General features: G+C 68.5%; 21 protein-coding genes. 14 read left to right on the top strand and 7 right to left on the bottom strand.

Annotated features, from left to right (window positions below):
• Nucleotides 1-170 precede the first annotated feature (170 nt).
• The 4 genes from AC07NG_RS06835 (at nt 171) to pth (ending at nt 4,112) form a co-directional block, all read left to right on the top strand.
• On the top strand, nt 171-1,109 hold the full coding sequence (locus tag AC07NG_RS06835; protein WP_487292053.1) for a ribose-phosphate pyrophosphokinase: 939 nt from the start codon (nt 171-173) through the stop codon (nt 1,107-1,109).
• Between the two features lie 330 nt (nt 1,110-1,439).
• Entirely contained in the window at nt 1,440-2,567 is a 1,128-nt protein-coding gene (locus AC07NG_RS06840) for a hypothetical protein (RefSeq protein ID WP_494592872.1), read from the top strand.
• A 243-nt stretch (nt 2,568-2,810) separates the two neighbouring features.
• Nucleotides 2,811-3,410, top strand: coding sequence for a 50S ribosomal protein L25/general stress protein Ctc (locus AC07NG_RS06845; RefSeq protein WP_487292051.1), 600 nt, complete (start codon nt 2,811-2,813; stop codon nt 3,408-3,410).
• A 90-nt stretch (nt 3,411-3,500) separates the two neighbouring features.
• The gene (gene pth, locus AC07NG_RS06850; RefSeq protein WP_494592874.1) at nt 3,501-4,112 is read left to right on the top strand and encodes an aminoacyl-tRNA hydrolase; all 612 of its coding nucleotides are present in this window, start codon (nt 3,501-3,503) and stop codon (nt 4,110-4,112) included.
• A 386-nt stretch (nt 4,113-4,498) separates the two neighbouring features.
• Here pth and AC07NG_RS06855 read toward each other — a convergent pair whose 3' ends face one another.
• Nucleotides 4,499-7,396: a TonB-dependent receptor gene (locus AC07NG_RS06855; RefSeq protein WP_494592876.1), complete on the bottom strand. Its 2,898-nt coding sequence runs from the start codon at nt 7,394-7,396 to the stop codon at nt 4,499-4,501.
• 295 nt (nt 7,397-7,691) lie between these two features.
• Between AC07NG_RS06855 and AC07NG_RS06860 the strand changes: the two genes are divergently transcribed.
• Nucleotides 7,692-8,429 (top strand): tetratricopeptide repeat protein, encoded by a 738-nt coding sequence (locus tag AC07NG_RS06860; protein ID WP_492855825.1) that lies wholly within the window; start codon nt 7,692-7,694, stop codon nt 8,427-8,429.
• Between the two features lie 165 nt (nt 8,430-8,594).
• Here the strand turns inward: AC07NG_RS06860 and AC07NG_RS06865 are convergent, their stop codons facing one another.
• Both AC07NG_RS06865 and rpsU read right to left on the bottom strand, forming a co-directional pair.
• A complete protein-coding gene (locus AC07NG_RS06865; RefSeq protein ID WP_494592878.1) occupies nt 8,595-9,392 on the bottom strand; it encodes a DUF72 domain-containing protein in 798 nt (265 codons plus the stop codon).
• A 174-nt stretch (nt 9,393-9,566) separates the two neighbouring features.
• Complete coding sequence (rpsU, locus tag AC07NG_RS06870) at nt 9,567-9,800, bottom strand: 30S ribosomal protein S21 (protein ID WP_487292076.1); 234 nt, start codon at nt 9,798-9,800, stop codon at nt 9,567-9,569.
• Nucleotides 9,801-9,982: 182 nt separating this feature from the next.
• On the opposite strand from rpsU, the gene AC07NG_RS06875 reads away from it, so the two are divergent.
• Nucleotides 9,983-10,642, top strand: coding sequence for a COQ9 family protein (locus tag AC07NG_RS06875; RefSeq protein ID WP_494592880.1), 660 nt, complete (start codon nt 9,983-9,985; stop codon nt 10,640-10,642).
• 164 nt (nt 10,643-10,806) lie between these two features.
• On the opposite strand, the gene AC07NG_RS06880 is transcribed toward AC07NG_RS06875, so the two are convergent.
• Genes AC07NG_RS06880 through purE form a run of 3 tightly spaced genes read right to left on the bottom strand, consistent with a single transcriptional unit; the run spans nt 10,807 to nt 13,104 of the window.
• Nucleotides 10,807-11,511 (bottom strand): aspartate/glutamate racemase family protein, encoded by a 705-nt coding sequence (locus tag AC07NG_RS06880; RefSeq protein ID WP_494592882.1) that lies wholly within the window; start codon nt 11,509-11,511, stop codon nt 10,807-10,809.
• A 1-nt stretch (nt 11,512) separates the two neighbouring features.
• The gene (locus AC07NG_RS06885) at nt 11,513-12,607 is read right to left on the bottom strand and encodes a 5-(carboxyamino)imidazole ribonucleotide synthase (protein WP_492855829.1); all 1,095 of its coding nucleotides are present in this window, start codon (nt 12,605-12,607) and stop codon (nt 11,513-11,515) included.
• A gap of 5 nt (nt 12,608-12,612) precedes the next feature.
• Nucleotides 12,613-13,104, bottom strand: a complete 492-nt coding sequence (purE, locus tag AC07NG_RS06890) for a 5-(carboxyamino)imidazole ribonucleotide mutase (RefSeq protein ID WP_492855830.1) — start codon at nt 13,102-13,104, stop codon at nt 12,613-12,615.
• Between the two features lie 272 nt (nt 13,105-13,376).
• Between purE and AC07NG_RS06895 the strand changes: the two genes are divergently transcribed.
• Both AC07NG_RS06895 and AC07NG_RS06900 read left to right on the top strand, forming a co-directional pair.
• Entirely contained in the window at nt 13,377-14,099 is a 723-nt protein-coding gene (locus tag AC07NG_RS06895) for a GGDEF domain-containing protein (RefSeq protein ID WP_110119418.1), read from the top strand.
• Between the two features lie 154 nt (nt 14,100-14,253).
• Nucleotides 14,254-14,709: a chemotaxis protein CheW gene (locus AC07NG_RS06900; protein ID WP_199228406.1), complete on the top strand. Its 456-nt coding sequence runs from the start codon at nt 14,254-14,256 to the stop codon at nt 14,707-14,709.
• Between the two features lie 168 nt (nt 14,710-14,877).
• Here AC07NG_RS06900 and AC07NG_RS06905 read toward each other — a convergent pair whose 3' ends face one another.
• Nucleotides 14,878-16,176: a lytic murein transglycosylase gene (locus AC07NG_RS06905; protein WP_492855831.1), complete on the bottom strand. Its 1,299-nt coding sequence runs from the start codon at nt 16,174-16,176 to the stop codon at nt 14,878-14,880.
• A gap of 112 nt (nt 16,177-16,288) precedes the next feature.
• On the opposite strand from AC07NG_RS06905, the gene AC07NG_RS06910 reads away from it, so the two are divergent.
• From AC07NG_RS06910 to AC07NG_RS06935, 6 genes are all read left to right on the top strand, one after another.
• On the top strand, nt 16,289-16,705 hold the full coding sequence (locus AC07NG_RS06910) for a hypothetical protein (protein WP_494592885.1): 417 nt from the start codon (nt 16,289-16,291) through the stop codon (nt 16,703-16,705).
• Between the two features lie 24 nt (nt 16,706-16,729).
• A complete protein-coding gene (locus AC07NG_RS06915; RefSeq protein ID WP_494592887.1) occupies nt 16,730-17,134 on the top strand; it encodes a DUF805 domain-containing protein in 405 nt (134 codons plus the stop codon).
• A 151-nt stretch (nt 17,135-17,285) separates the two neighbouring features.
• Entirely contained in the window at nt 17,286-17,411 is a 126-nt protein-coding gene (gene ykgO / locus AC07NG_RS06920) for a type B 50S ribosomal protein L36 (RefSeq protein ID WP_110119424.1), read from the top strand.
• Nucleotides 17,411-18,028 (top strand): HAD family hydrolase, encoded by a 618-nt coding sequence (locus tag AC07NG_RS06925; RefSeq protein WP_494592889.1) that lies wholly within the window; start codon nt 17,411-17,413, stop codon nt 18,026-18,028. Before ykgO ends, AC07NG_RS06925 begins: the two co-directional genes overlap by 1 nt.
• Before the next feature lie 75 nt (nt 18,029-18,103).
• Nucleotides 18,104-18,373, top strand: a complete 270-nt coding sequence (gene gapR / locus AC07NG_RS06930) for a nucleoid-associated protein GapR (RefSeq protein ID WP_058348015.1) — start codon at nt 18,104-18,106, stop codon at nt 18,371-18,373.
• Nucleotides 18,374-18,423: 50 nt separating this feature from the next.
• On the top strand, nt 18,424-18,765 hold the full coding sequence (locus AC07NG_RS06935; protein WP_494592892.1) for a hypothetical protein: 342 nt from the start codon (nt 18,424-18,426) through the stop codon (nt 18,763-18,765).
• The last annotated feature ends 71 nt before the right edge of the window (nt 18,766-18,836 follow it).

Genomic DNA, 18,836 nt, shown 5'->3' on the forward strand with positions numbered 1-18,836 from the left:
TCCGTCGCCTTTCGGCGACACCTTCTCCCGCAAGGGGAGAAGGACGGGGCTGTGCGGCCTGAACGACACGAAATGGTCATGAAGCGCAACCAGCGGGCTTAAGCGGGTTGCCCCGGGGCGGATCGCTGCTAGAAGGCCCGGCAACGGCGTCCCCCCACCGAGAATCCAAAATGAAGCTGCTGTCCGGCAACTCCAACCGTCCGCTGGCCCAGGCCATCGCGGAGTACCTCGACATGCCGCTGACCCGCGCCCAGGTGCGCCGGTTCGCCGACCTCGAGGTGTTCGTCACGATCGACGAGAACGTCCGCGGCGAGGACGTCTTCGTGATCCAGTCGACCAGCTACCCGGCCAACGACAACCTGATGGAGCTGCTGATCTGCATCGACGCCCTGAAACGGGCTTCGGGCAAGCGGATCACTGCGGTGCTGCCCTACTTCGGCTACGCTCGTCAGGACCGCAAGACCGGCGGCCGCACCCCGATCTCGGCCAAGCTGGTCGCCAACCTGATCACCCGCTCGGGCGCCGACCGCGTGCTGACGATGGATCTGCACGCCGGCCAGATCCAGGGCTTCTTCGACATCCCGACCGACAACCTGCTGCCCTCGCGCCTGCTGGCCGACGACATCATCAAGAACTACCCGCTGGGCGACGACCTGATGGTCGTCTCGCCGGACGTCGGCGGCGTGGTGCGCGCCCGCGCCCTGGCCAAGCGCCTGGACGACGCCGACCTGGCCATCGTCGACAAGCGCCGCTCGGGTCCGGGCCAGTCGGAAGTGATGAACATCATCGGCGACGTCGCCGGCCGCCGCTGCATCCTGTTCGACGACATCGCCGACTCGGCCGGCACCCTGTGCAACGCCGCCGCCGCCCTGATCGCCAACGGCGCGACCTCGGTCAGCGCCTATGTGACCCACGGCGTGCTGTCGGGCGCGGCCGCCGACCGCGTGGCCAATTCGGTCCTGACCGAGCTGGTGGTCACCGACTCGATCGAGGCCTCGGACACCACCAAGGCCTGCCCGAAGATCCGCTACGTCTCGTGCGCCCCGCTGATCGGCGAGGCCATCCGCCGGATCGCCAACGAAGAGTCGGTGTCGAAGCTGTTCGACTGATCGGCATCCCGGTTCTCTCAAACCGTAAAACCCCCGCGAAAGCGGGGGCCCAGGCTTTTTCTGAAACCCTAGGCGCTCGACGATAAAACGCCTGGGTCCCCGCTTTTGCGGGGATTTTACGGGGGTGGGGCGGTCCGAGCAGTTAACCCCCAAACCTCTCCGCCACATCGGCGCCACATTTTCCGTCGGGAAAATATCCAACGGAATCCGCGCTCTCGCGGAAATCGCGACACAGCCCCGCTTGTCAAAGTCTGGTTAACGGACTGACTGTCACAATGTCGCCCGCCGGCGATGTTATGCCGGCTCCATCTACACGGGGATGTCGTCAGCATGCTTTCCAACCTGCGTCCGCGCGCCGCTCTGACGGCGGTCGCGATCGCCGCGGCCACCGTCCTGGCCAGCTGCAGCACCCCGCCGCCTCCCCCGCCGCCGCCCGTCGTCCAGGCCCCGCCGGCTCCGCCGCCGATCACCCTGTCGAACAAGGTGGTCGAGCGCGCCAGCGCCTTCCGCGGCTACATGCAGCGCGCCGGCTCCATCACGCCCGACTTCCAGAACGGCGACCAGATCCAGGCCTCGCTGAAGGTCGGCGTCGGCTACGAGCAGAAGCACTTCCTCAGCGGCGCCATGTCGTACGGCGCGGTGCTGGCCCTGCAGGACCCGACCTTCGTGGCCTCGGTGCGCGCCTTCGCCGCCGATCCGGCCCAGCGCCAGCAGGTCATCAACCAACTGATCGCCGACCCGGCCTACGCCGTCGGCTTCAAGGGCAGCGACACCGCCGCCGCCCGCATCATCGACACCCTCGGCGCCGACGGCCTCAAGGTCTACGACGCCGGCAAGAAGGTGAAGCAGGCCGCCTACGACGTGCAACGCGCGACCTGGTCGAAGGCCGCCGTGACCGATCGCGACGGCCGCCTGGCCTACGCCAAGTCGGCCTCGGCCACCCCGGCCCTGGCCGACACCGCCGACGTGGCCCAGCTGCAGCAGGCCTCGCTGGCCACCGTCAGCGCCCCGCCGCCGCCCGCCGCCCCGGCCGCCAGCCCAGCCGCCAGCATCGACGCGGCCCTGGCCTCGACCATCCCGTCCGGCCCGCGCTCGGCTCCGCCGCCCTATCGCCCGCTGGTCATCCGCAGCCTGGCGGTCGCCGCACTCGCGGCCTTGGGCGCCGCCGGCGACGAGAACCTGCCGACCATCGAGGCCATCATGGCCGAGCCCAACGCCGGCTCGTGCCTGAACATGGCCAAGCTGAACCTCTATCAGTGCCTGGCCGTGTCCAAGCCGCACTACGAGGACATCTTCTGCCTTGGCCAGCACATCATGATCGACACCGGCGCCTGCGTGATCAAGGCCTCGGGCGCGCCGATGCCGGTCGAGCCGCTGCCGCCCCCGCCGCCGGAAAAGCCGACCGCCAAGAAGAAGCCCGCCGCCAAGCCCGCGGCCGCCAAGAAGAAGAAGGCCTGATCCTTCAGACCTTTCGCCTAGAGCCTGCCAAGCAGGCTCTAGGTCCAAACATCAGAGCGCGCCCGGGCGGGTTAGCCGCCCACACCTAACCCTGGCGCGCTCACACAAGAGGGCCGCCGGATTGCACCGGCGGCCCTCTTCGTGTATTGGGCGCCCTCCTGAAAACGTCGACCGAGCGGGGCAATCTGGTCCTGTGCGGCGATTTCGCATTTCGAGGGCATTGGCCCTCAAGAGAGAACTGACATGGCCGAGATCATCCTGAACGTTGAAATCCGCGACCGCGCCGGCACCGGCGGCGCTCGTGAAACCCGCCGCGCCGGCCTGGTCCCGGGCGTGCTGTACGGCGGCGACAAGGATCCCGTGAACGTCGCGGTGAAGGTCAACGAATTCCGCAAGGCGCTCTACACCGGCAAGCTGCTCGGCCACCTGGTCACGCTGCAGCACGGCGAAGACAAGCAATCGGTCATCGCCAAGGCCGTGCAATTCCACCCGGTCACCGACGAGCCGGTCCACTTCGACCTGTACCGCGTCAGCGAGCACCAGCTGATCAAGATCGAAGTGCCGGTGCACTTCAAGAACCACGAAACCTCGGTCGGCCTGAAGAAGGGCGGCTCGCTGGAAGTCATCCGTCACACCGTCGAGCTGGCCTGCCCGGCCGACCAGATCCCGGAAGAGCTGATCATCGACCTGGCCGACCACGACATCGGCGACACCATCCGCATCTCGGAAGTGAAGCTGCCGGAAGGCGTGAAGCCGGCCGTGGACCGCGACTTCGTGATCGCGACCCTGAAGGCCTCGGCCTCGGCCCAGTCGGGCGCCGGCGACACCACCGTCGAAGGCTGATCCGGGCTCGGTCTTCCGACCGAACTGATCTAGGAAGCGGGCGGACCTTCGGGTCCGCCCGTTTTCGTTTGAATACGTGAGCACCGCGCGATGCTGATCCTCGCCGGCCTCGGCAATCCCGAGCCCAAGTACGAGAAGAACCGCCACAACGTCGGCTTCATGGCCGTCGACGCCCTGGCCCGCAAGTGGGGCACGGCGCCGTGGCGCGCGCGCTTCCAGGGGCTGGCCTGCGAGGGCCAGGTCGACACCCCGAACGGGCCGGTCAAGCTGCTGCTGCTCAAGCCCAAGACCTATTACAACGAGAGCGGCCGCGCCGTGGGCGAGGCCATGAAGTTCTTCAAGCTGAAGCCCGCAGACGTCATCGCCTTCCACGACGAGATCGACATGGCCCCGGGCCGCTTCCGGATGAAGGCCGGCGGCGGGGCTGCCGGCAACAACGGCATCCGCTCGATCACCAGCCAGATCGGCGACGCCTTCCGCCGCGGCCGCATCGGCGTGGGCCATCCCGGCGACAAGGACATGGTCATGCACTATGTGCTGGGCGACTTCCACAAGGTCGAGCACCAGTGGCTGGACCCGCTGCTGGACGCCCTCTGCGACGCCCTGCCCTTCGCCGCCGCCGGCGACGACGAACGCTACCAGGCCGAGGTGCTTCGCCTGGCCCCGTCGCCCAAGGCCGATCCAAAGAAGCCGCGCTCCTGAACCCTCTCTCTTTGAGAGAGGGAGGGGCCCATGGCGAAGCCATGGGAGGGTGAGAGGTTTCACTGCTTGCCGGGAAACCTCGGCGCGTTCCCCTGCGAGCAAGAAGAAAGGCCGCCCCTTTCGAGACGGCCTTCAAATCCCTGCCTTCCTCGCCCTCGTGGCGAGGATCCATGAATGCGCCAGGCGCGGCGACTTTCGAGAAAGCGCCGCCAACGTGGGGGCGCACCGTTCGAAGATCTCAACGGCGGAAACCTGGCCCCTAGGCACAAGGCCTAGAGAGGCGCGGTTGGCGGGTTCGCGCTTGGTTCGGACAGGGTGAAACCTCTCCCCCTCCCACGCCTGCGGCGCGGGCCCCTCCCTCTCTCCATGAGAGAGGGGTCCTTTCATCAGAACCGGTACTGCAGCCCCAGATTAAACTGCCGGCCCGTGTGGGTGTAGACGAAGGTGCTGTCGCGGTCGGAGTCGATGTACTGCCGATTGAAGCGGTCGAAGATGTTCAGCCCTTCCAGCGACAGCTTGAACTTGTCGTTGATCTGGTAGGACGCGGCCATGTCGAAGGTCAGGTTGGCGTCGTAGCCCTCGACGTCCTGGTAGGGGTTGTTGGCCGGCAGGGCGACGATCGACTTGTCGCGGTACGACGCCGACAGGCGGGCGCTGAACTTGTCGTCCTCGTAGTAGATCGTGGCGTTGTAGGCGTTCTTGGACAGGCCCACGAGATCGTTGGTGGTGACGCTGCCGTCGGCCAGGAAGTAGTCGATGGTCGAGTCGACATAGGTGTAGTTCACCAGCGCGCCGGTATGGCGCAGCAGGCCCGGCAGGAAGGTGAAGGCCTGCTGGTAGTTGATCTCGAAGCCCTTCAGCGGCCCGCCGGGCGTGTTCACCGGACGGGTGACCGTGAACAGGGTGTTGTCCGGGTCGAGCTGCGAAGTCCCCAGCAGGCTCAGCGGCAGGCCCGTCTGGCGGAAGCTCATCTGCTGCGACTGGTTCTGCACGTAGGTGTCGATGTCCTTGTAGAACAGACCCACGCTCAGCACGGACCCTTGCGAGAAGTACCATTCGCCGCCGATGTCGAAGGTGGTCGCGCGGATCGGGTCGAGGTCGGGGTTGCCCGAGGTGATCGACGGCGTGCCGGTCAGGTTCAGGCTGCCGCCGGGCGACAGGAAGGTCAGGTCGGGCCGCGACACGACCTTGGCGGCCGAGAAGCGCAGCACCAGGTCGTCGCGCAGGTCGAAGGCCACGTTCAGGGCCGGCAGCACGTCGAGATAGTCGTTCTCGGCGGTCACCCGGGTCGAGCCGATCTGGTAGCCGCGCGCCCACAGCTCGGTCTTGGCGATGCGGAAGCCGACGTCGCCGCGCACCGGCAGGCCGCCGATCTCGGTCTTCAGGTCGGCCTGCAGATAGCCGGAGGAGACCTTCTCCTCCACGCGCCGGATGCCGCCCGTGTTGGGGATCAGGGCGTACATGCCGGTCTTGCTGTAGAGGTTCTGGTCGGCGACGAACTTGTCGTAGTCGATGGTCGCCCAGCTGCTGGGGAACACGCCGCTCTTGATGCCGTGGCCGCCGAAGCCCTCGACCACCTTGGTCACGGCCTGCAACTGGGCCGTGGTCAGGTTGGGCACCAGGAAGTTGTTCGAGCGCTGGAAGGCCGAGGTGTCGAACGAGAACTCGTGGAAGTGGCCGCCGAACTTGATGGTCAGGTCGTCGTCGACCCGCCAGGCGAGGTTGGCCTCGGCGGTCTTGTAGATGTTGGTGGTGAAGATCTGCGACAGCCGCACCTCGGCGTTGCCGGTGCCGAAGGTGTAGAGGCTGGCGTCGGCGACGTTGAAGCCGTGGGTGATGGTCGGCTGGTCGCGATCCTCGCGGAAGTCGACGGTCATGCTCGTGTTGGGACGCTGGAACATGATCGTCGTGGTGACCGGCTGGTCGTAGTCCGACTTCGAATAGCCGATCAGGCCAGTGAGCGTGATGCTGTCGGTCAGCTCGTGCTTGCCGGTGAAGGTGTACTGCTGGAAGACGTTCTGGAATTCGTCGTGCTGGGTGTCGGAGCGCACGTCGACGCCGTCGAAGCGGCCATAGGCCACGTCGTAGACCGTCTTGCCGAAATTGATCCCGGCGGTGCTGCTGGTTCCGGCGTTGCGCAGGATCAGCTCGCGGATGGCCGTCTGCGGCTTGCCGTTCTGGCTGATGGCGCGGGCGAAGGAGAAGCCTTCCAGCCAATTTTCCTCGCGCACCACGTCGTACTTCGAATAGAGGGCGTTGAAGCCGAACGAGGTGCGGTCGTTAGGCTTCCATTGCAGGGCCAGGGTGGCGCCGGTGCGCTCCTGGTCGTGGTGGAAGCGGCCGTAGCGCGGCAGGCGCGGGAAGAAGACGGTGGTCTGGTTGCCAAGGTCGTAGAGGGTGTCGTTGGCCGCCGGGCGGGCCACGCCGGTGGCGCAGTTCAGGGCGTCGGCGCCGGTGGCCGGGTCGGTGGCCGGGTTCTGCGCCGTGCGGCCCACGGGCGTGCAGAAGCCGCCGTCGATCGTCGCCGGGTTCCAGCCGCCCGAGCCCCACTGGTCCTCGAGGAACTTGCGCTTGCTGAAGGCCAGAGAGGCCTGGGCGCCGAACTCGCCCCAGGCGGTGTCCCAGCGGTCGCCGGCCACGGCGGTGAACTTCTTGTCCATCTTCTCGGACAGGTCGTTGTAGCCCAGCGAGCCACCCAAAACGAGGGTGCGGCCCTTCTGGTCGAGCGGCTTGGCGATGTCGAGATCGACCGTGGCGCCCAGCGAGCCCTCGATCACCTCGGCCTGGGCCGACTTGCGCACGGTGATGCCGCTGAACAGCTCCGAGGCGAAGGTGTTGAAGTCGAAGCCCCGGCCCAGGTTCGCGCCCCGGTCGCTGGTGGTCGCGCCGCTGGTCGACTGGGCCTCCATGCCGTTGATGCGCACGCGGGTGAAGCTGGGCGGCAGGCCGCGCACGGTGATCGTGCGGCCCTCGCCCGCCACGCGGGTGATCGACACGCCCGGCACCCGCTGGATCGACTCGGCGAGGTTGGCGTCAGGGAAGTCGGCGATGTCCTCGGCCTTGATGGCGTCGACCACGCCCGAGGACTGACGCTTGACCGAGAGGGCGCTGCGCAGGCTCTCGCGGAAGCCGGTGACGATCACCTCCTCGACGGCGTTTTCGGTGGTCTCGCCGGCGGGCGGGGCGGCCGTCTGGGCCTGAGCGTTCACCGCTCCCAGGGCCGCGACCGCCAGGACGGCGATGGACACGCCCGCACGCAGGTTACGCAAGGATGATGACGACATAGGTCCCTCCTGACGGCGGCGCCGCTCGGCGGCCCGCCTTATGTTTCCAACCCAAAGCGCCGGTTTTCCCGGTCTGCTTATGTCAGCGGAGAGCAAATCCCATCTTTTGGGATACCGTCTCGCAATATAGGGAGAATACTGTGACAAGACTGAAGCACAAGTCCCCGCCTGCCGGTTAGTCCCCAGATTGCCCATCAAGCGGCCGCGCACCCCCGCGCGTCCTGGACGGCCATCCCACCGATTGACGCGGCGGCCCTCGCGCCACACATAGCCGGGACGTCCTGGAGCCCTTTCGATGATCCCGCTTTTCGGCCTGTCGCTGATCTTCTCGATCGCCCTCTGTGTTCACGTCGTGCGCTCGGGCCAGGCCATGTACTGGCTGTTCATCATCCTGATGTTCCAGCCGCTGGGCGGGATCGTCTATCTGCTGGCCATCGTCGCGCCGGAGTTCATGGGCGGGACCAAGGCCCAGCAGATGAAGGCCGCCGCCCGCCAGGCGCTGGACCCGCAGCGCGAATACCGCGAGGCCAGCCGCGACGCCGAGGACGCGCCGACCGTCACCAACCTCTCGCGCCTGGCCGCCGCCGCCACGAGCCTGGGCAAGCACGAGGAAGCCGAGCGGATCTACGCCCAGGCCCTGCAGGGCCACTATGCCGACGATCCGGCCCTGATGCTGGCCCGCGCCAACAGCCTGATCGAGCTTGGCCGCGCCGCCGAGGCCCTGCCGCTGCTGGAGGCCCTGGGCGAACAGGGCGTCAAGAGCCGCACCCCGCAGACCGCCCTGGCCCTGGGACGGGCCCAGGCGGCCCTGGGCCGCACCGAGGAGGCCGACGTCTCCCTGCGCTGGGCCGCCGCCCACCTGCCGGGCTTCGAGGGCATGGCGCGCTACGCCGTGTTCCTGGGCGAGACCGGCCGCAAGACCGAGGCCCGCGAAGCCCTGGCCGAACTCGACAAGCGCCTGTCCAAGACCCACCCGCGCTTCCGCAAGGAGGCCAAGGGCTGGCGCGAGATGGCGGCGGCCGCTTCTTCCTGACCCCTCTCCCCTTGCGGGAGAGGGTGGCCCGCGAAGCGGGTCGGGTGAGGGGTCGCACAGACAGAAACGCCGCGACGGCTGTTCAGCTGTCGCGGCGTTTTGCGTCTGAGAGACCCCTCATCCGTCATCCTTCGGATGACACCTTCTCCCGCAAGGGGAGAAGGATCAGCGGACCTTCTCGATCAGCGCCTTGGCCCCGTGGGGCGCGTTGACCTTGCCCTCGTGGATGATGAAGGCGAAGACGTCGCGCTTGTCGGCGACGGGCGCTGCGTCCTTGTCGATGCGCGACAGGTCGCCGGGGCGCTCGCCCCGCGACCAAGTCTTCAGGCGAGACGCCCAGTCATCCAGCTCCGGTTCCGGATAGGCCGTGGCCACCTCGTCGGAGCCCGTCTGCAGGCGGGCATAGACGAAGTCGGCCGTCTCGTCGGCGAACTCCGGATAGTCGAAGTGCTTGGCGTAGACGCCGGCCACGCCGTGCGCCCTCAGAAGCGCCGGGAAGGCCGGGGTCATGAAGGTGTCGTTGCGCACCTCCACGGCGTGGCGCAGGCGCACGCCGTCCTTCTCCTTGGGCAGCAAGCCTAGGAACGCCCCGAAGTCGGCCTCGTCGAACTTCTTGGTCGGCATGAACTGCCAGAGGATCGGCCCCAGCTTGTCGCCGAGCTCGGTCAGGCCCTGGTCGAGGAATTTACCGACCGACTCGCCCCCTTCGGCCAGCACCTTGCGGTTGGTGGTGAAGCGCGAGGCCTTCACCGCGAACACGAAGTCGTCGGGCGTCTCGTCGCGCCACTTGCGCCAGCTGTCGGGCTTGAAGCTGGAATAGTAGGTGCCGTTGATCTCGATCGCCGTCAGCTGGCGGCTGGCGTAGGCCAACTCGTCCTTCTGCTTCAGGTCGGAGGGATAGAAGTGGCCGCGCCAGGGCTCGAAGGTCCAGCCGCCGATGCCGATGCGGATGTCGCCGCCCATGCGCGTTCCCCTCTTGTTCCGGAGGCGAAACCTAGGCGAGCTTCCGGCCCTCGTCGAGAGGGCAAACAGGACTCCAGGCAAAACAAAACCCGCGCCGGTCGCCCGGCGCGGGTTTCGTCTGTTTTCGGGTGCGTGGAACGCGGAGGCGCGAAGATCCGCGCCTCGACGGCGCTCTTAACGCGTAGCCTTCTTCGGCATCGGCAGCAGGCCTTCGCGCTGAGCGCGCTTGCGGGCCAGCTTGCGAGCGCGACGGACAGCTTCGGCCTTTTGACGGGCGCGCTTTTCCGAGGGCTTTTCATAATGCACGTGACGCTTCATCTCGCGGAACGAGCCTTCGCGTTGCATCTTCTTCTTCAGGGCCTTGAGGGCCTGATCGACGTTGTTGTCGCGGACGAAAATCTGGACCAGGGGTGACTCTCCATTCGACGGCCCGACCAATTTCCCAAGTCCCTCTTGAGGGGCCGGGCGGGCGAATAAAAACCTTACGCCCTGAAAGGGGTGCTTCCGGGCGACGAGGGGCGGCAGATAGCAGAGGCGAGGGCGCGTGTCCATGCGCGACGAGCGCTAAACACCGGTGTAGACTCGGATTCATGAGCGACGCCGCGACCAAAGCCACGCAGGACTGGGCCGACAAGGCCGAACAGAAGGTGCTGGACGAGGCCCTGCGCCTGTCGCCGCGCCTTGGCTGGAACGCGGCCCTGACCCGCGCGGCCGCCGCCGCGGCCGGTTTGTCGCCCGGCGAGACCGATCTTCTGCTGCCCCAGGGCCCGCGGGACCTGGCCGCCCTGCTGGCCCGCCGGCACGACGCCCAGGCCATGGCGACGCTGGCCAAGCTCGATCCGGCGGCGCTGAAGATTCGCCAGAAGATTCGCGAGGGCGTCATCGCCCGCATCGACGCGGCCGCCCACGACAGCGAGGCCGTCCGACGCTGGGCCGCCTTCCTGGCCTTCCCGACCAATCTGCCGCTGGCGCTCACCTTGTTGTGGGAAAGCGCCGACCAGCTGTGGCGCTGGGCCGGCGACACGGCCACCGACGAGAACCACTATTCAAAGCGCGCCATCCTGTCGGGGATCCTGGTCTCGACCCTGGCGGTCGACCTGGCCTCGGGCCGCGACTCGGCGCTCAAGCACCTGGACGCCCGCATCGACGGCGTCATGGCCTTCGAGAAGTGGAAGGCCGGCGTGAAGGCGCCGAACCTGGCGGCGGAGTTCCTGACCGCCCTGGCCAAGATGCGCTACGCCAAAGGCTGATCCCTCTCCCCTTGCGGGAGAGGGTGGCCCGCGAAGCGGGTCGGGTGAGGGGTCGATAGCCCTGTCCGCCGCGACAGCGGAATGCCTGGGCGCCGCGTCTTGCTTTTGAGAGACCCCTCATCCGTCGGCTTCGCCGACACCTTCTCCCGCAAGGGGAGAAGGACCTAGCCGCCCAGCGCCCGCTCCACGGCCGCCAGCGCGTGCAGGGTCGTGGTGTCGAACACAGGGACGGGACTGTCGCCCTCCCCGACCAGCAGCATGATCTCGGTGCAGCCCAGGATGATCCCCTCCGCGCCGGCCGCGACCAGCCGGGCGATGACCTGGCGATAGGCCTGGCGGGCCTCCTCGCGCACCACGCCGGCCACCAGCTCCTCGTAGATCACCCGGTGGACCAGGGCGCGGTCCTGCGCCTCCGGGACCAGCACCTCCAGCCCGAAGCGCTCCTCCAGCCGTCCGCGATAGAAGGCGTGCTCCATGGTGAAGGCCGTGCCCAGCAGGCCGACCTTGCGCAGGCCCGCCGCCTGGATGGCCGCGCCGGTCGGGTCTGCGATGTGCAGCAGCGGCAGGTCGACGGCCGCCTGAAGCTCTCCGGCCAGGCGGTGCATGGTGTTGGTGCAGAGGACCAGAAAGTCGGCCCCTCCCCGCTCCAGCGCCTTGCCGGCCTCGACCAGCCGCTCGGCCAGCTCGCTCCAGCGGCCGGCGTGCTGCAGGGCCTCGATTTCGGAGAAGTCGAACGACCACAGCAGGCACTGGGCCGACGCCGTCGGCCCGCGCCGCGCCCGCACCGCCTCGTTGATCAGTCGATAGTAATGCGCCGAGCTTTCCCAGCTCATGCCGCCGATCAGGCCGATGGTGACCTGACCGCCCATCTCAGCCCTCCAGAGGCCGCAGGCGGTTCACATGGCCCATCTTGCGGCCCGGCCGAGCCTCGCCCTTGCCGTAGAGGTGGATGCGGGTCTCGGGCTCGGCGGCCAGCTTCTTCCAGGCGTCGACCTCGGGGCCGAGCAGGTTGGTCATCTCCACCCGGGCCAGCGGAGCGGTCGGGCCCAGGGGCCAGCCGGCGACGGCGCGGATGTGCTGCTCGAACTGGTCGACCTCGCAGCCGTCCTGGGTCCAGTGGCCGGTGTTGTGCACCCGCGGGGCGAACTCGTTGACCAGCAGCTTGCCGCCGGCCAGTTCGAACAGCTCCACCCCGATCACGCCCACATAGTCGAGGGCGGTGAGGATCTTGGCGGCGATGGATTCGGCCTGGTCGCGCTCGGCCGGGGTGACCTTGGCCGGGGCGATCGTGCGGCGCAGGACGCCGCTCTCGTGGTGATTGTCCGACAGCGGATAGCAGACGATCTCGCCGTTGCGGCCGCGCGCGGCGATCACCGACAGCTCGCGGCCGAAATCGGCCGGGGCCTCGAGAATGGCCGGCTGGCGGCCGATCTTCTCGAAGGCGGCGACGGCGTCGCCCGGACGCTGGATCCAGGCTTGGCCCTTGCCGTCATAGCCCTCGCGCCGGGTCTTCAGAAGGCTGGGCGCGCCGATCCTGGCGACGGCGGCCAGCAGGCTTTCCTCGTCGTCGACGGCGGCGAAGGCCACGGTCGGCACGCCGATCTCGGCCAGGAAGGTCTTTTCGACGACGCGATCCTGCGCGGCGGCCAGGGCAGCGGCGCCCGGCGCGACCTCGCAGCCCAGGGCCGTCAGCTCGGCGACGGTGTCGGCCGGCACGTTCTCGAACTCGTAGGTCACGACCTGGCAGGCCTCGGCCAGGCGCTTGAGCGACCAGCGGTCGTCATAGGCGCCGACGATCTGGCGGGCGGCGACGCGGCCGGCCGGGCTGTTCTCCTCGGGATCGAGGATCACGACGTCGAAGCCGAGCCGCGAGGCGGCCTGGGCCAGCATCCGGCCCAGTTGCCCGCCGCCGAGGATTCCGAGGGTGGAGCCGGGGGGCAGGGGAAGAGCCGGAGAGGCGGTCATGATCTTTAGTCCTCGACGCTTTCGGCGACGCTGTCGGTCTGGGCCGCGCGCTGGGCGTCCAGGCGGGCGGCGAGCGCGGGATCGGCCAGCGACAGGATCTGGGCCGCCAGCAGGCCGGCGTTCTTGGCGCCCGCCTCGCCGATGGCCAGGGTCGCCACGGGGATGCCGCCGGGCATCTGCACGATGGAAAGCAGGGAATCGAGGCCGCTGAGGGCCTTGGACTGCACCGGCACGCCCAGCACCGGCAGCGGCGTCATGGACGCCACCATGCCCGGCAGGTGCGCCGCGCCGCCGGCCCCGGCGATGATCACCTGGAAGCCGGCCGCCTTGGCGCCGGTGGCGAATTCGACGAGGCGCTGGGGCGTGCGGTGGGCCGAAACGACCTTGGCCTCGTAGCCGACGCCCAGCTCGTCGAGGGCGTCGGCCGCCTTCTTCATCGTCGGCCAGTCGGAGCGGCTGCCCATGACGATGGCGACAGGCGGCGCGGACGTGGTCATCGGCGTCTTCCTAGAACGACGAAGGCGCCAGGGCGGCCCCTTGAATCGCGCGCCTTATAGCGGGTCGCATCCCCAGGCCAAAGCCCGTTCTCGGACGTTTTTCATGTCGCTTCCGCAGGTTGCGCGGAGTTTGACGCGCCCGGGGCGCGCCCGGATCGCCCCGCCCCTCGCCTGCGGCGTATTGGCGCCGGCCCCGGCCCGCCATTGTCATGGTTAACGAGAAAACGCAGATTTCCATTCAGCTTGACCGAAAGTGATTCGCTGCACCTCCGATGAAGATCTCAGGCGCCCGCACCGAAACCTTCTCCGCGATCCGCCGCCGGGCGCTCGCCGACGCCGCCGGCGTGTCCTCGGCGCCGCGCGGCAGCGTGGCCGTCGACAAGGCCGGCTTTCTCGGTCTGGAGCCCGCCGACCTGACGCCCCAGGTGCAGGCCGCCCTGCAGACCCTGATGACCGAGATCGACGATCTTCGCTCGGAAGTCTCGCGCCTGAAGTATCGCCTGACCGAGGCCGAGACCCTGGCCGACATGGACGTGCTGGCTCCGGTGCTGAACCGCCGCGCCTTCCTGCGCGAGGTGCGCCGCGTCTCGTCCTTCGCCCAGCGCTACGGCTCGCCGGCCAGCCTGGTGTTCTTCGACCTCGACAACTTCAAGGCCGTCAACGACCGCTTCGGCCACGCCGCCGGCGACTCGGCGCTGAAGGCCGTGGCCGAGCGCCTGCTGGCCAATGTCCGCGAGAGCGACATCGTCGGCCGCATGGGCGGCGACGAGTTCGCCGTGCTTCTGGTCCAGGCCGACAAGGCCACCGCCGAGATGAAGGGCGAGAGCCTGGCCGGTGCGATCCGCAACACGCCCGTCCAGTTCGGCGAGTGGAGCGCCCCGCTGCACGTCTCGTTCGGCGTGCGCGAGATCGAGACCAACGCCGAGCCGGAGACGGCTCTCGCCGAAGCCGACGCGGCCATGTTCCTCAAGAAGCGCCTGCGCGCGGCGAGCTGACGCCCGTTCCTTGAGCACTGGAGGGGCGCGACAATCCGCCTCGCCCTGAAAACCACCGGAAAACTTCAGCATTAACCGTTGTTAAACGGCGCCCGGGCTCTTGTGGCAGGCGAGCGGAGACGTCCGCGCAAGCCTTCCAATTCCCGGGGATTTCCTGATGACCGACCAAGCCGAACCGGCCCTGGAGCTGATCTCCTTCTGCATCGGCGAGCAGGAGTTCTGCATCGACGTCAAGACCGTCCGCGAGATCCGCGGCTGGACCCCGGCGACCCCGATCCCGCATGCGCCGGGCTTCCTCAAGGGCGTCATCAACCTGCGCGGCGCGATCATGCCGGTCATCGACCTGCGCAACCGCCTGGGCCTGGGCGTCACCGTCCCGGAAACCCGCCACGTCATCGTCGTCGTCGAGTGCCACGACCGCCTGGCCGGCATCCTGGTCGACGCCGTGTCGGAAACCTTCACCATCACCCGCGACCACCTGCAGCCGGCCCCGGACATGGGCGCCGACGAACTGCGCTTCGTGCAGGCCATCCTGTCGGTCGACACCCGCCTGATCACCTATCTGCGCATGGACGACGTCTTCCCGCCGCAGGTCAGCCAGGCGGCGTAAAGCCCTTCTCCCCTTGCGGGAGAAGGTGTCAGCGAAGCTGACGGATGAGGGGTCGCACCCACGAAAAACGCCGCGGCAGCTGCACAGCTGCCGCGGCGTTTCGCGTTTGAGAAACCCCTCACCCGACCCCACTCCGTGGGGCTGCCCTCTCCCGCAAGGGGAGAGGGGTCAGGAGATGGCCGCCTGGGCCTTGAGCTTCACCACCATGTCCGACGACAGGTAGCCGTCGGCCGGCAGCTGGCGGCTCTGCTGCCAGGCGCGCAGGGCCTTGCGGGTGCCGGCGCCGATGACGCCGTCGGCCGGGCCGGGATCGAAGCCCAGGCGCGCCAGGGCGATCTGGGCGGCCATGCGGTCGGCCAGCGACAGCGGCTGCTCCACCGGCCAGGGCGCGACCAGCGGTCCGCCGCCGCCGAAGCGGTCGGCCAGCAGGCCGATGCCCAGGGCGTAGGAGGTGGAGTTGTTATACTTGCGGATCGCGAAGTGGTTGGGCAGGGCCAGGAAGGCCGGACCGGCCGCGCCGGCGGGCAGGATCAGCCCGGCGGGCGATGCGGCGTCAGCGGCCGTCCAGGGCAGGCCGTCGGCCCGCTTCACGCCCTTGGCTTCCCACCACGACGGAACCTCGCGCGGACCCTCGGCCAGGCTGTAGTCGAAGCCGGCCGGCAGGATCACTTCCTTGGCCCAGCCCACGCCCGGCTTCCAGCCGCCCTTGGCCAGCAGATTGGCGGCCGAGGCCAGGCTGTCGGCGTCGCTGCCCCAGATGTCGCGGCGGCCGTCGCCGTCGAAGTCGACGGCGGTGGAGAGATAGCTGGACGGCAGGAACTGGGTCTGGCCCATCGCGCCCGCCCACGAGCCCTTCAGCTGGTCGCGGCGATCCTCGCCCGAGGCGATGATCTTCAGCACCGCGATCAGCTCGCCCTCGGCCCAGGCGCGGCGGCGGCCGTCGGCGGCGAGGCTGGCCATCGAGCGGACGACGTCGAAGTCGCCCTGGATCTTGCCGAACGCCGATTCCATGGCCCAGACGGCCAGCAGGATGTCGCGCGGCACGCCGTAGCGGCTCTCGACGGTGGGCAGGAAGGGCAGGGCGTCGCGCTTGGCGCGGCCCACGGCCACGCGATCGTCGCTGATCACGCCCTTGATGTAGTCGCCGACCGGCTTGGAGAATTCCGGCTGGCGGCCGTCCAGCGAGATGACGCGTGGGTTGGGCGTCAGGCCGTCCAGCTCGCGATCGACCACCGCCTGCGGCACGCCGGCGGCGACGGCGCGGGGCTTGAAGTCGGCCAGCCAGGCGTTGAAGGCGGCGACCTGGCCGCCGGTCTCGACCGCCGTGACGGCGCTCGGCTGGGTCGGGGCGGCGGGCGTGGAGACCTTCGGCGGCGGGGCGACCGGGGTCGACGGCGCCAGCGGCGCGTTGACGGTCGTGTCGGCGCAACCGGCCAGCAGCAGAACGAGGAATACGCGTTTATCCATGCGGGCAGGCTACCGGGGTTCGTGCGAAAGCTTCAATCACAAGGACGCCAGGAGGCGGTGAGTTCCCTTTCGGGCATGGTCAAGCTGACTCCCGCCGTGCCAGGCTGGCCCCATGAGGATCGTCGTCCCCACCCTGCTTTCGTGCGCCGTCCTGCTCGCCGCGGGCTCCGCGCTCGCGGGCGACCGGCTGGTTGTCGAGGGCCGCGCCTACGGCCCGTCGCAGCGCCTCACCGGCGTCTATTTCAGCAACTGGGAAAACAGCACCCTGACCGCCTGCCCGGCCAAAGGAGCGCCCTGCAATCCTCCCGGGGCCGCCGAGCCGGAATGGCTGGAGTGCGCGCCCGACGCCTGCGCCGAACTCGAACGGCGGATCAAGGCGCTGGGTGGCGACCTGCGGGAGGGCGTGAGGGTGGTGGTGGCCTTCGAGGGCCGCCGCGCCGTCCAGCGCAAGCCCAAGGCCTACTTGCACGACACCGAAAGCCGGCTCTATGCCGAGCGCATCTTGAGCGTCGCGCCGCTGCGCCGCTGACCGCCCATCCAGGAGATCATCGCCGTGCATTTGCTGAAGGGCCGGATCAACCGCGCCACCTATTGGATCATCGTCGGCGTGGCCATCGCCGCGGCCCTGATCTCGGGCGTGGTGTTCAAGCGGCCGATGCCGGCCGCCCAGGTGGTGCTGCTGATCGCCGCCGTGCCGCGCCTGCACGACCTGGGACGCAGCGGCTGGTGGGCCGGCGGCTTCTTCATCGCCGAGACGGCCCTGATCTTCGGCGGCGGCTTCGTCCTGTCGCCCCAGCCCTATCAGAGCGCCCTGGGCGTGGCCGTGCTGCTGCTGGCGGGCCTGTTGATCGCGCTGGGCGCCCTGCCCGGCAAGGCCGCCGACAACCGCTTCGGCCCGCCCCCGCCCAAGGGCCTGTCGTTCAAGCCGGCCCTGGCGGGACCCAAGACGGAGGCCTGAGCGCCACAGCGCGCAAACGCCGCGCGGGAAAGGCCCCAGGTCGATTGACTCTCGCCCAGGTCTTGCCTATACGCACGCCCTCCGAAACATCCGGATGTTCCGGCGAGTCTCTTGGCGCGCCCGAACCTCTCCGCTGAAAACAGAGACGGTCATGAAGGTTCGCAGCTCGCTGAAGTCGCTGAAGGGTCGCCACCGCGACTGCAAGTTGGTGCGCCGCAAGGGCATCATCTACATCATCAACAAGACCGACCCGCGCTTCAAGGCCAAGCAGGGCTGATGACCCTGCCCGCGTCTCCCAGGGCCATGCTCTGGGACGTCGGCAATGTCATCGTGCGCTGGAACCCGCGCACGCTCTACGCGAAGATCTTCAAGGAACCGGCCGATCTCGACCGGTTCCTTTCGCATGTCGGGACCCTGGACTGGCACAGCGAAACCGACCGGGGCCTGACCTTCGGCGAGAACATCGCCTTGCGCGCGGCTCGGTTCCCCGAGCACGCCGAGCATCTGGCCGCCTGGTGGGATCGCTGGGACGAGATGTTCTCCGGCGCGATACCCGAGACCGAGTCCCTGATCGAGGACCTGGCCGCCGCCGGCGTGCCTCAATTCGCCCTGACCAACATGTCGAGCGAATCCTGGCCCGGCGTGCAGGCCATGAGCCCGGTCTTCCGCCACTTCCGCGACGCCGTCGTCTCGGCCGAGGAACGCACCATCAAGCCCGAGCGCCGGATCTACGAGATCGCGCTGGAGCGCACGGGCCTGTCGCCCACGGATCTTCTTTTCGTGGACGACAGCGCGGCCAATATCGAGGCGGCGCGGGCGATGGGCTTCCATGTCCACCACTTCACCGACCCGGCCGCCCTGCGTCCGGCGATTCAAGCCCACGGCCTGCTCTGAATCGGCTTTCCCTCGGGCGCGTCCCGAACTAGTTTCCGCGCCTCCAGTTTCCAGCCCTTTTCGCGAGAGATCTCCATGGCCGACGACGCCATCCCGCACGCCGACGTTCTGAACTCCACCGCCCAGGGCCAGCTGAAGTCGATCATCGAGCGCGTCGAGCGCCTCGAGGTCGAGAAGGCCGAGATCATGGAGCAGATCAAGGAAGTCTACCTCGAAGCCAAGGGCAACGGCTTCGACGTCAAGGTGCTCAAGAAGGTGGTCCGCCTGCGCAAGACCGACCGCGCCAAGCGCCAGGAAGAGGACGCCATCCTCGACCTCTACCTCTCGGCCATCGGCGAGATCTGATTTTGAAAAGGCCCTCTCCCCGGAGAGGGCCTTTTTGCTAGGCTGGCCTCATGCGCGCCAAGCCGCCCGATCCTCGCACCCAGGCCAAGAAGGCCGCGCTGAACGCGCTGAAGAAGGCCAAGCGGATGGCCGACAAGGGCGGGATCGAACTCTCCGACTGGGAGGGCGAGTTCCTGGGCTCGGTCGCCCGACGCATCGAGACCTACGGCCGGGCGTTCGGCGACCCCGAAAAGGGCGGCGCCGGCCAGGCGCTGTCGGTCAACCAGACCATCAAGCTCAAAGAGATCACCGCCAAGGCCAAGGGCGAGCGCAAGCCGATGCAGCGCGGCAAGGGCTTTTCCCGCCGCGGTCGCCAGCCCGAGCCCGAAGCGGCGGAAGAGGCCGAGGACTGAACCTCGCCCCAGATTGCCGAACGTCGTTCGTCGCAATAGCCTCGCCGCCGGGAACGGGGAGGAACCGTCCA

Source organism: Caulobacter sp. GW821-FHT10C03, from assembly GCF_059415485.1.

Coding starts and splice junctions, on each gene's coding strand:
- AC07NG_RS06835 (WP_487292053.1), top strand. CDS start 171: ATGAAGCTGCTGTCCGGCAACTCCAACCGTCCGCTGGCCCAGGCCATC.
- AC07NG_RS06840 (WP_494592872.1), top strand. CDS start 1,440: ATGCTTTCCAACCTGCGTCCGCGCGCCGCTCTGACGGCGGTCGCGATC.
- AC07NG_RS06845 (WP_487292051.1), top strand. CDS start 2,811: ATGGCCGAGATCATCCTGAACGTTGAAATCCGCGACCGCGCCGGCACC.
- pth (WP_494592874.1), top strand. CDS start 3,501: ATGCTGATCCTCGCCGGCCTCGGCAATCCCGAGCCCAAGTACGAGAAG.
- AC07NG_RS06855 (WP_494592876.1), bottom strand. CDS start 7,396: ATGTCGTCATCATCCTTGCGTAACCTGCGTGCGGGCGTGTCCATCGCC.
- AC07NG_RS06860 (WP_492855825.1), top strand. CDS start 7,692: ATGATCCCGCTTTTCGGCCTGTCGCTGATCTTCTCGATCGCCCTCTGT.
- AC07NG_RS06865 (WP_494592878.1), bottom strand. CDS start 9,392: ATGGGCGGCGACATCCGCATCGGCATCGGCGGCTGGACCTTCGAGCCC.
- AC07NG_RS06875 (WP_494592880.1), top strand. CDS start 9,983: ATGAGCGACGCCGCGACCAAAGCCACGCAGGACTGGGCCGACAAGGCC.
- AC07NG_RS06880 (WP_494592882.1), bottom strand. CDS start 11,511: ATGGGCGGTCAGGTCACCATCGGCCTGATCGGCGGCATGAGCTGGGAA.
- AC07NG_RS06885 (WP_492855829.1), bottom strand. CDS start 12,607: ATGACCGCCTCTCCGGCTCTTCCCCTGCCCCCCGGCTCCACCCTCGGA.
- purE (WP_492855830.1), bottom strand. CDS start 13,104: ATGACCACGTCCGCGCCGCCTGTCGCCATCGTCATGGGCAGCCGCTCC.
- AC07NG_RS06895 (WP_110119418.1), top strand. CDS start 13,377: ATGAAGATCTCAGGCGCCCGCACCGAAACCTTCTCCGCGATCCGCCGC.
- AC07NG_RS06905 (WP_492855831.1), bottom strand. CDS start 16,176: ATGGATAAACGCGTATTCCTCGTTCTGCTGCTGGCCGGTTGCGCCGAC.
- AC07NG_RS06910 (WP_494592885.1), top strand. CDS start 16,289: ATGAGGATCGTCGTCCCCACCCTGCTTTCGTGCGCCGTCCTGCTCGCC.
- ykgO (WP_110119424.1), top strand. CDS start 17,286: ATGAAGGTTCGCAGCTCGCTGAAGTCGCTGAAGGGTCGCCACCGCGAC.
- AC07NG_RS06925 (WP_494592889.1), top strand. CDS start 17,411: ATGACCCTGCCCGCGTCTCCCAGGGCCATGCTCTGGGACGTCGGCAAT.
- gapR (WP_058348015.1), top strand. CDS start 18,104: ATGGCCGACGACGCCATCCCGCACGCCGACGTTCTGAACTCCACCGCC.
- AC07NG_RS06935 (WP_494592892.1), top strand. CDS start 18,424: ATGCGCGCCAAGCCGCCCGATCCTCGCACCCAGGCCAAGAAGGCCGCG.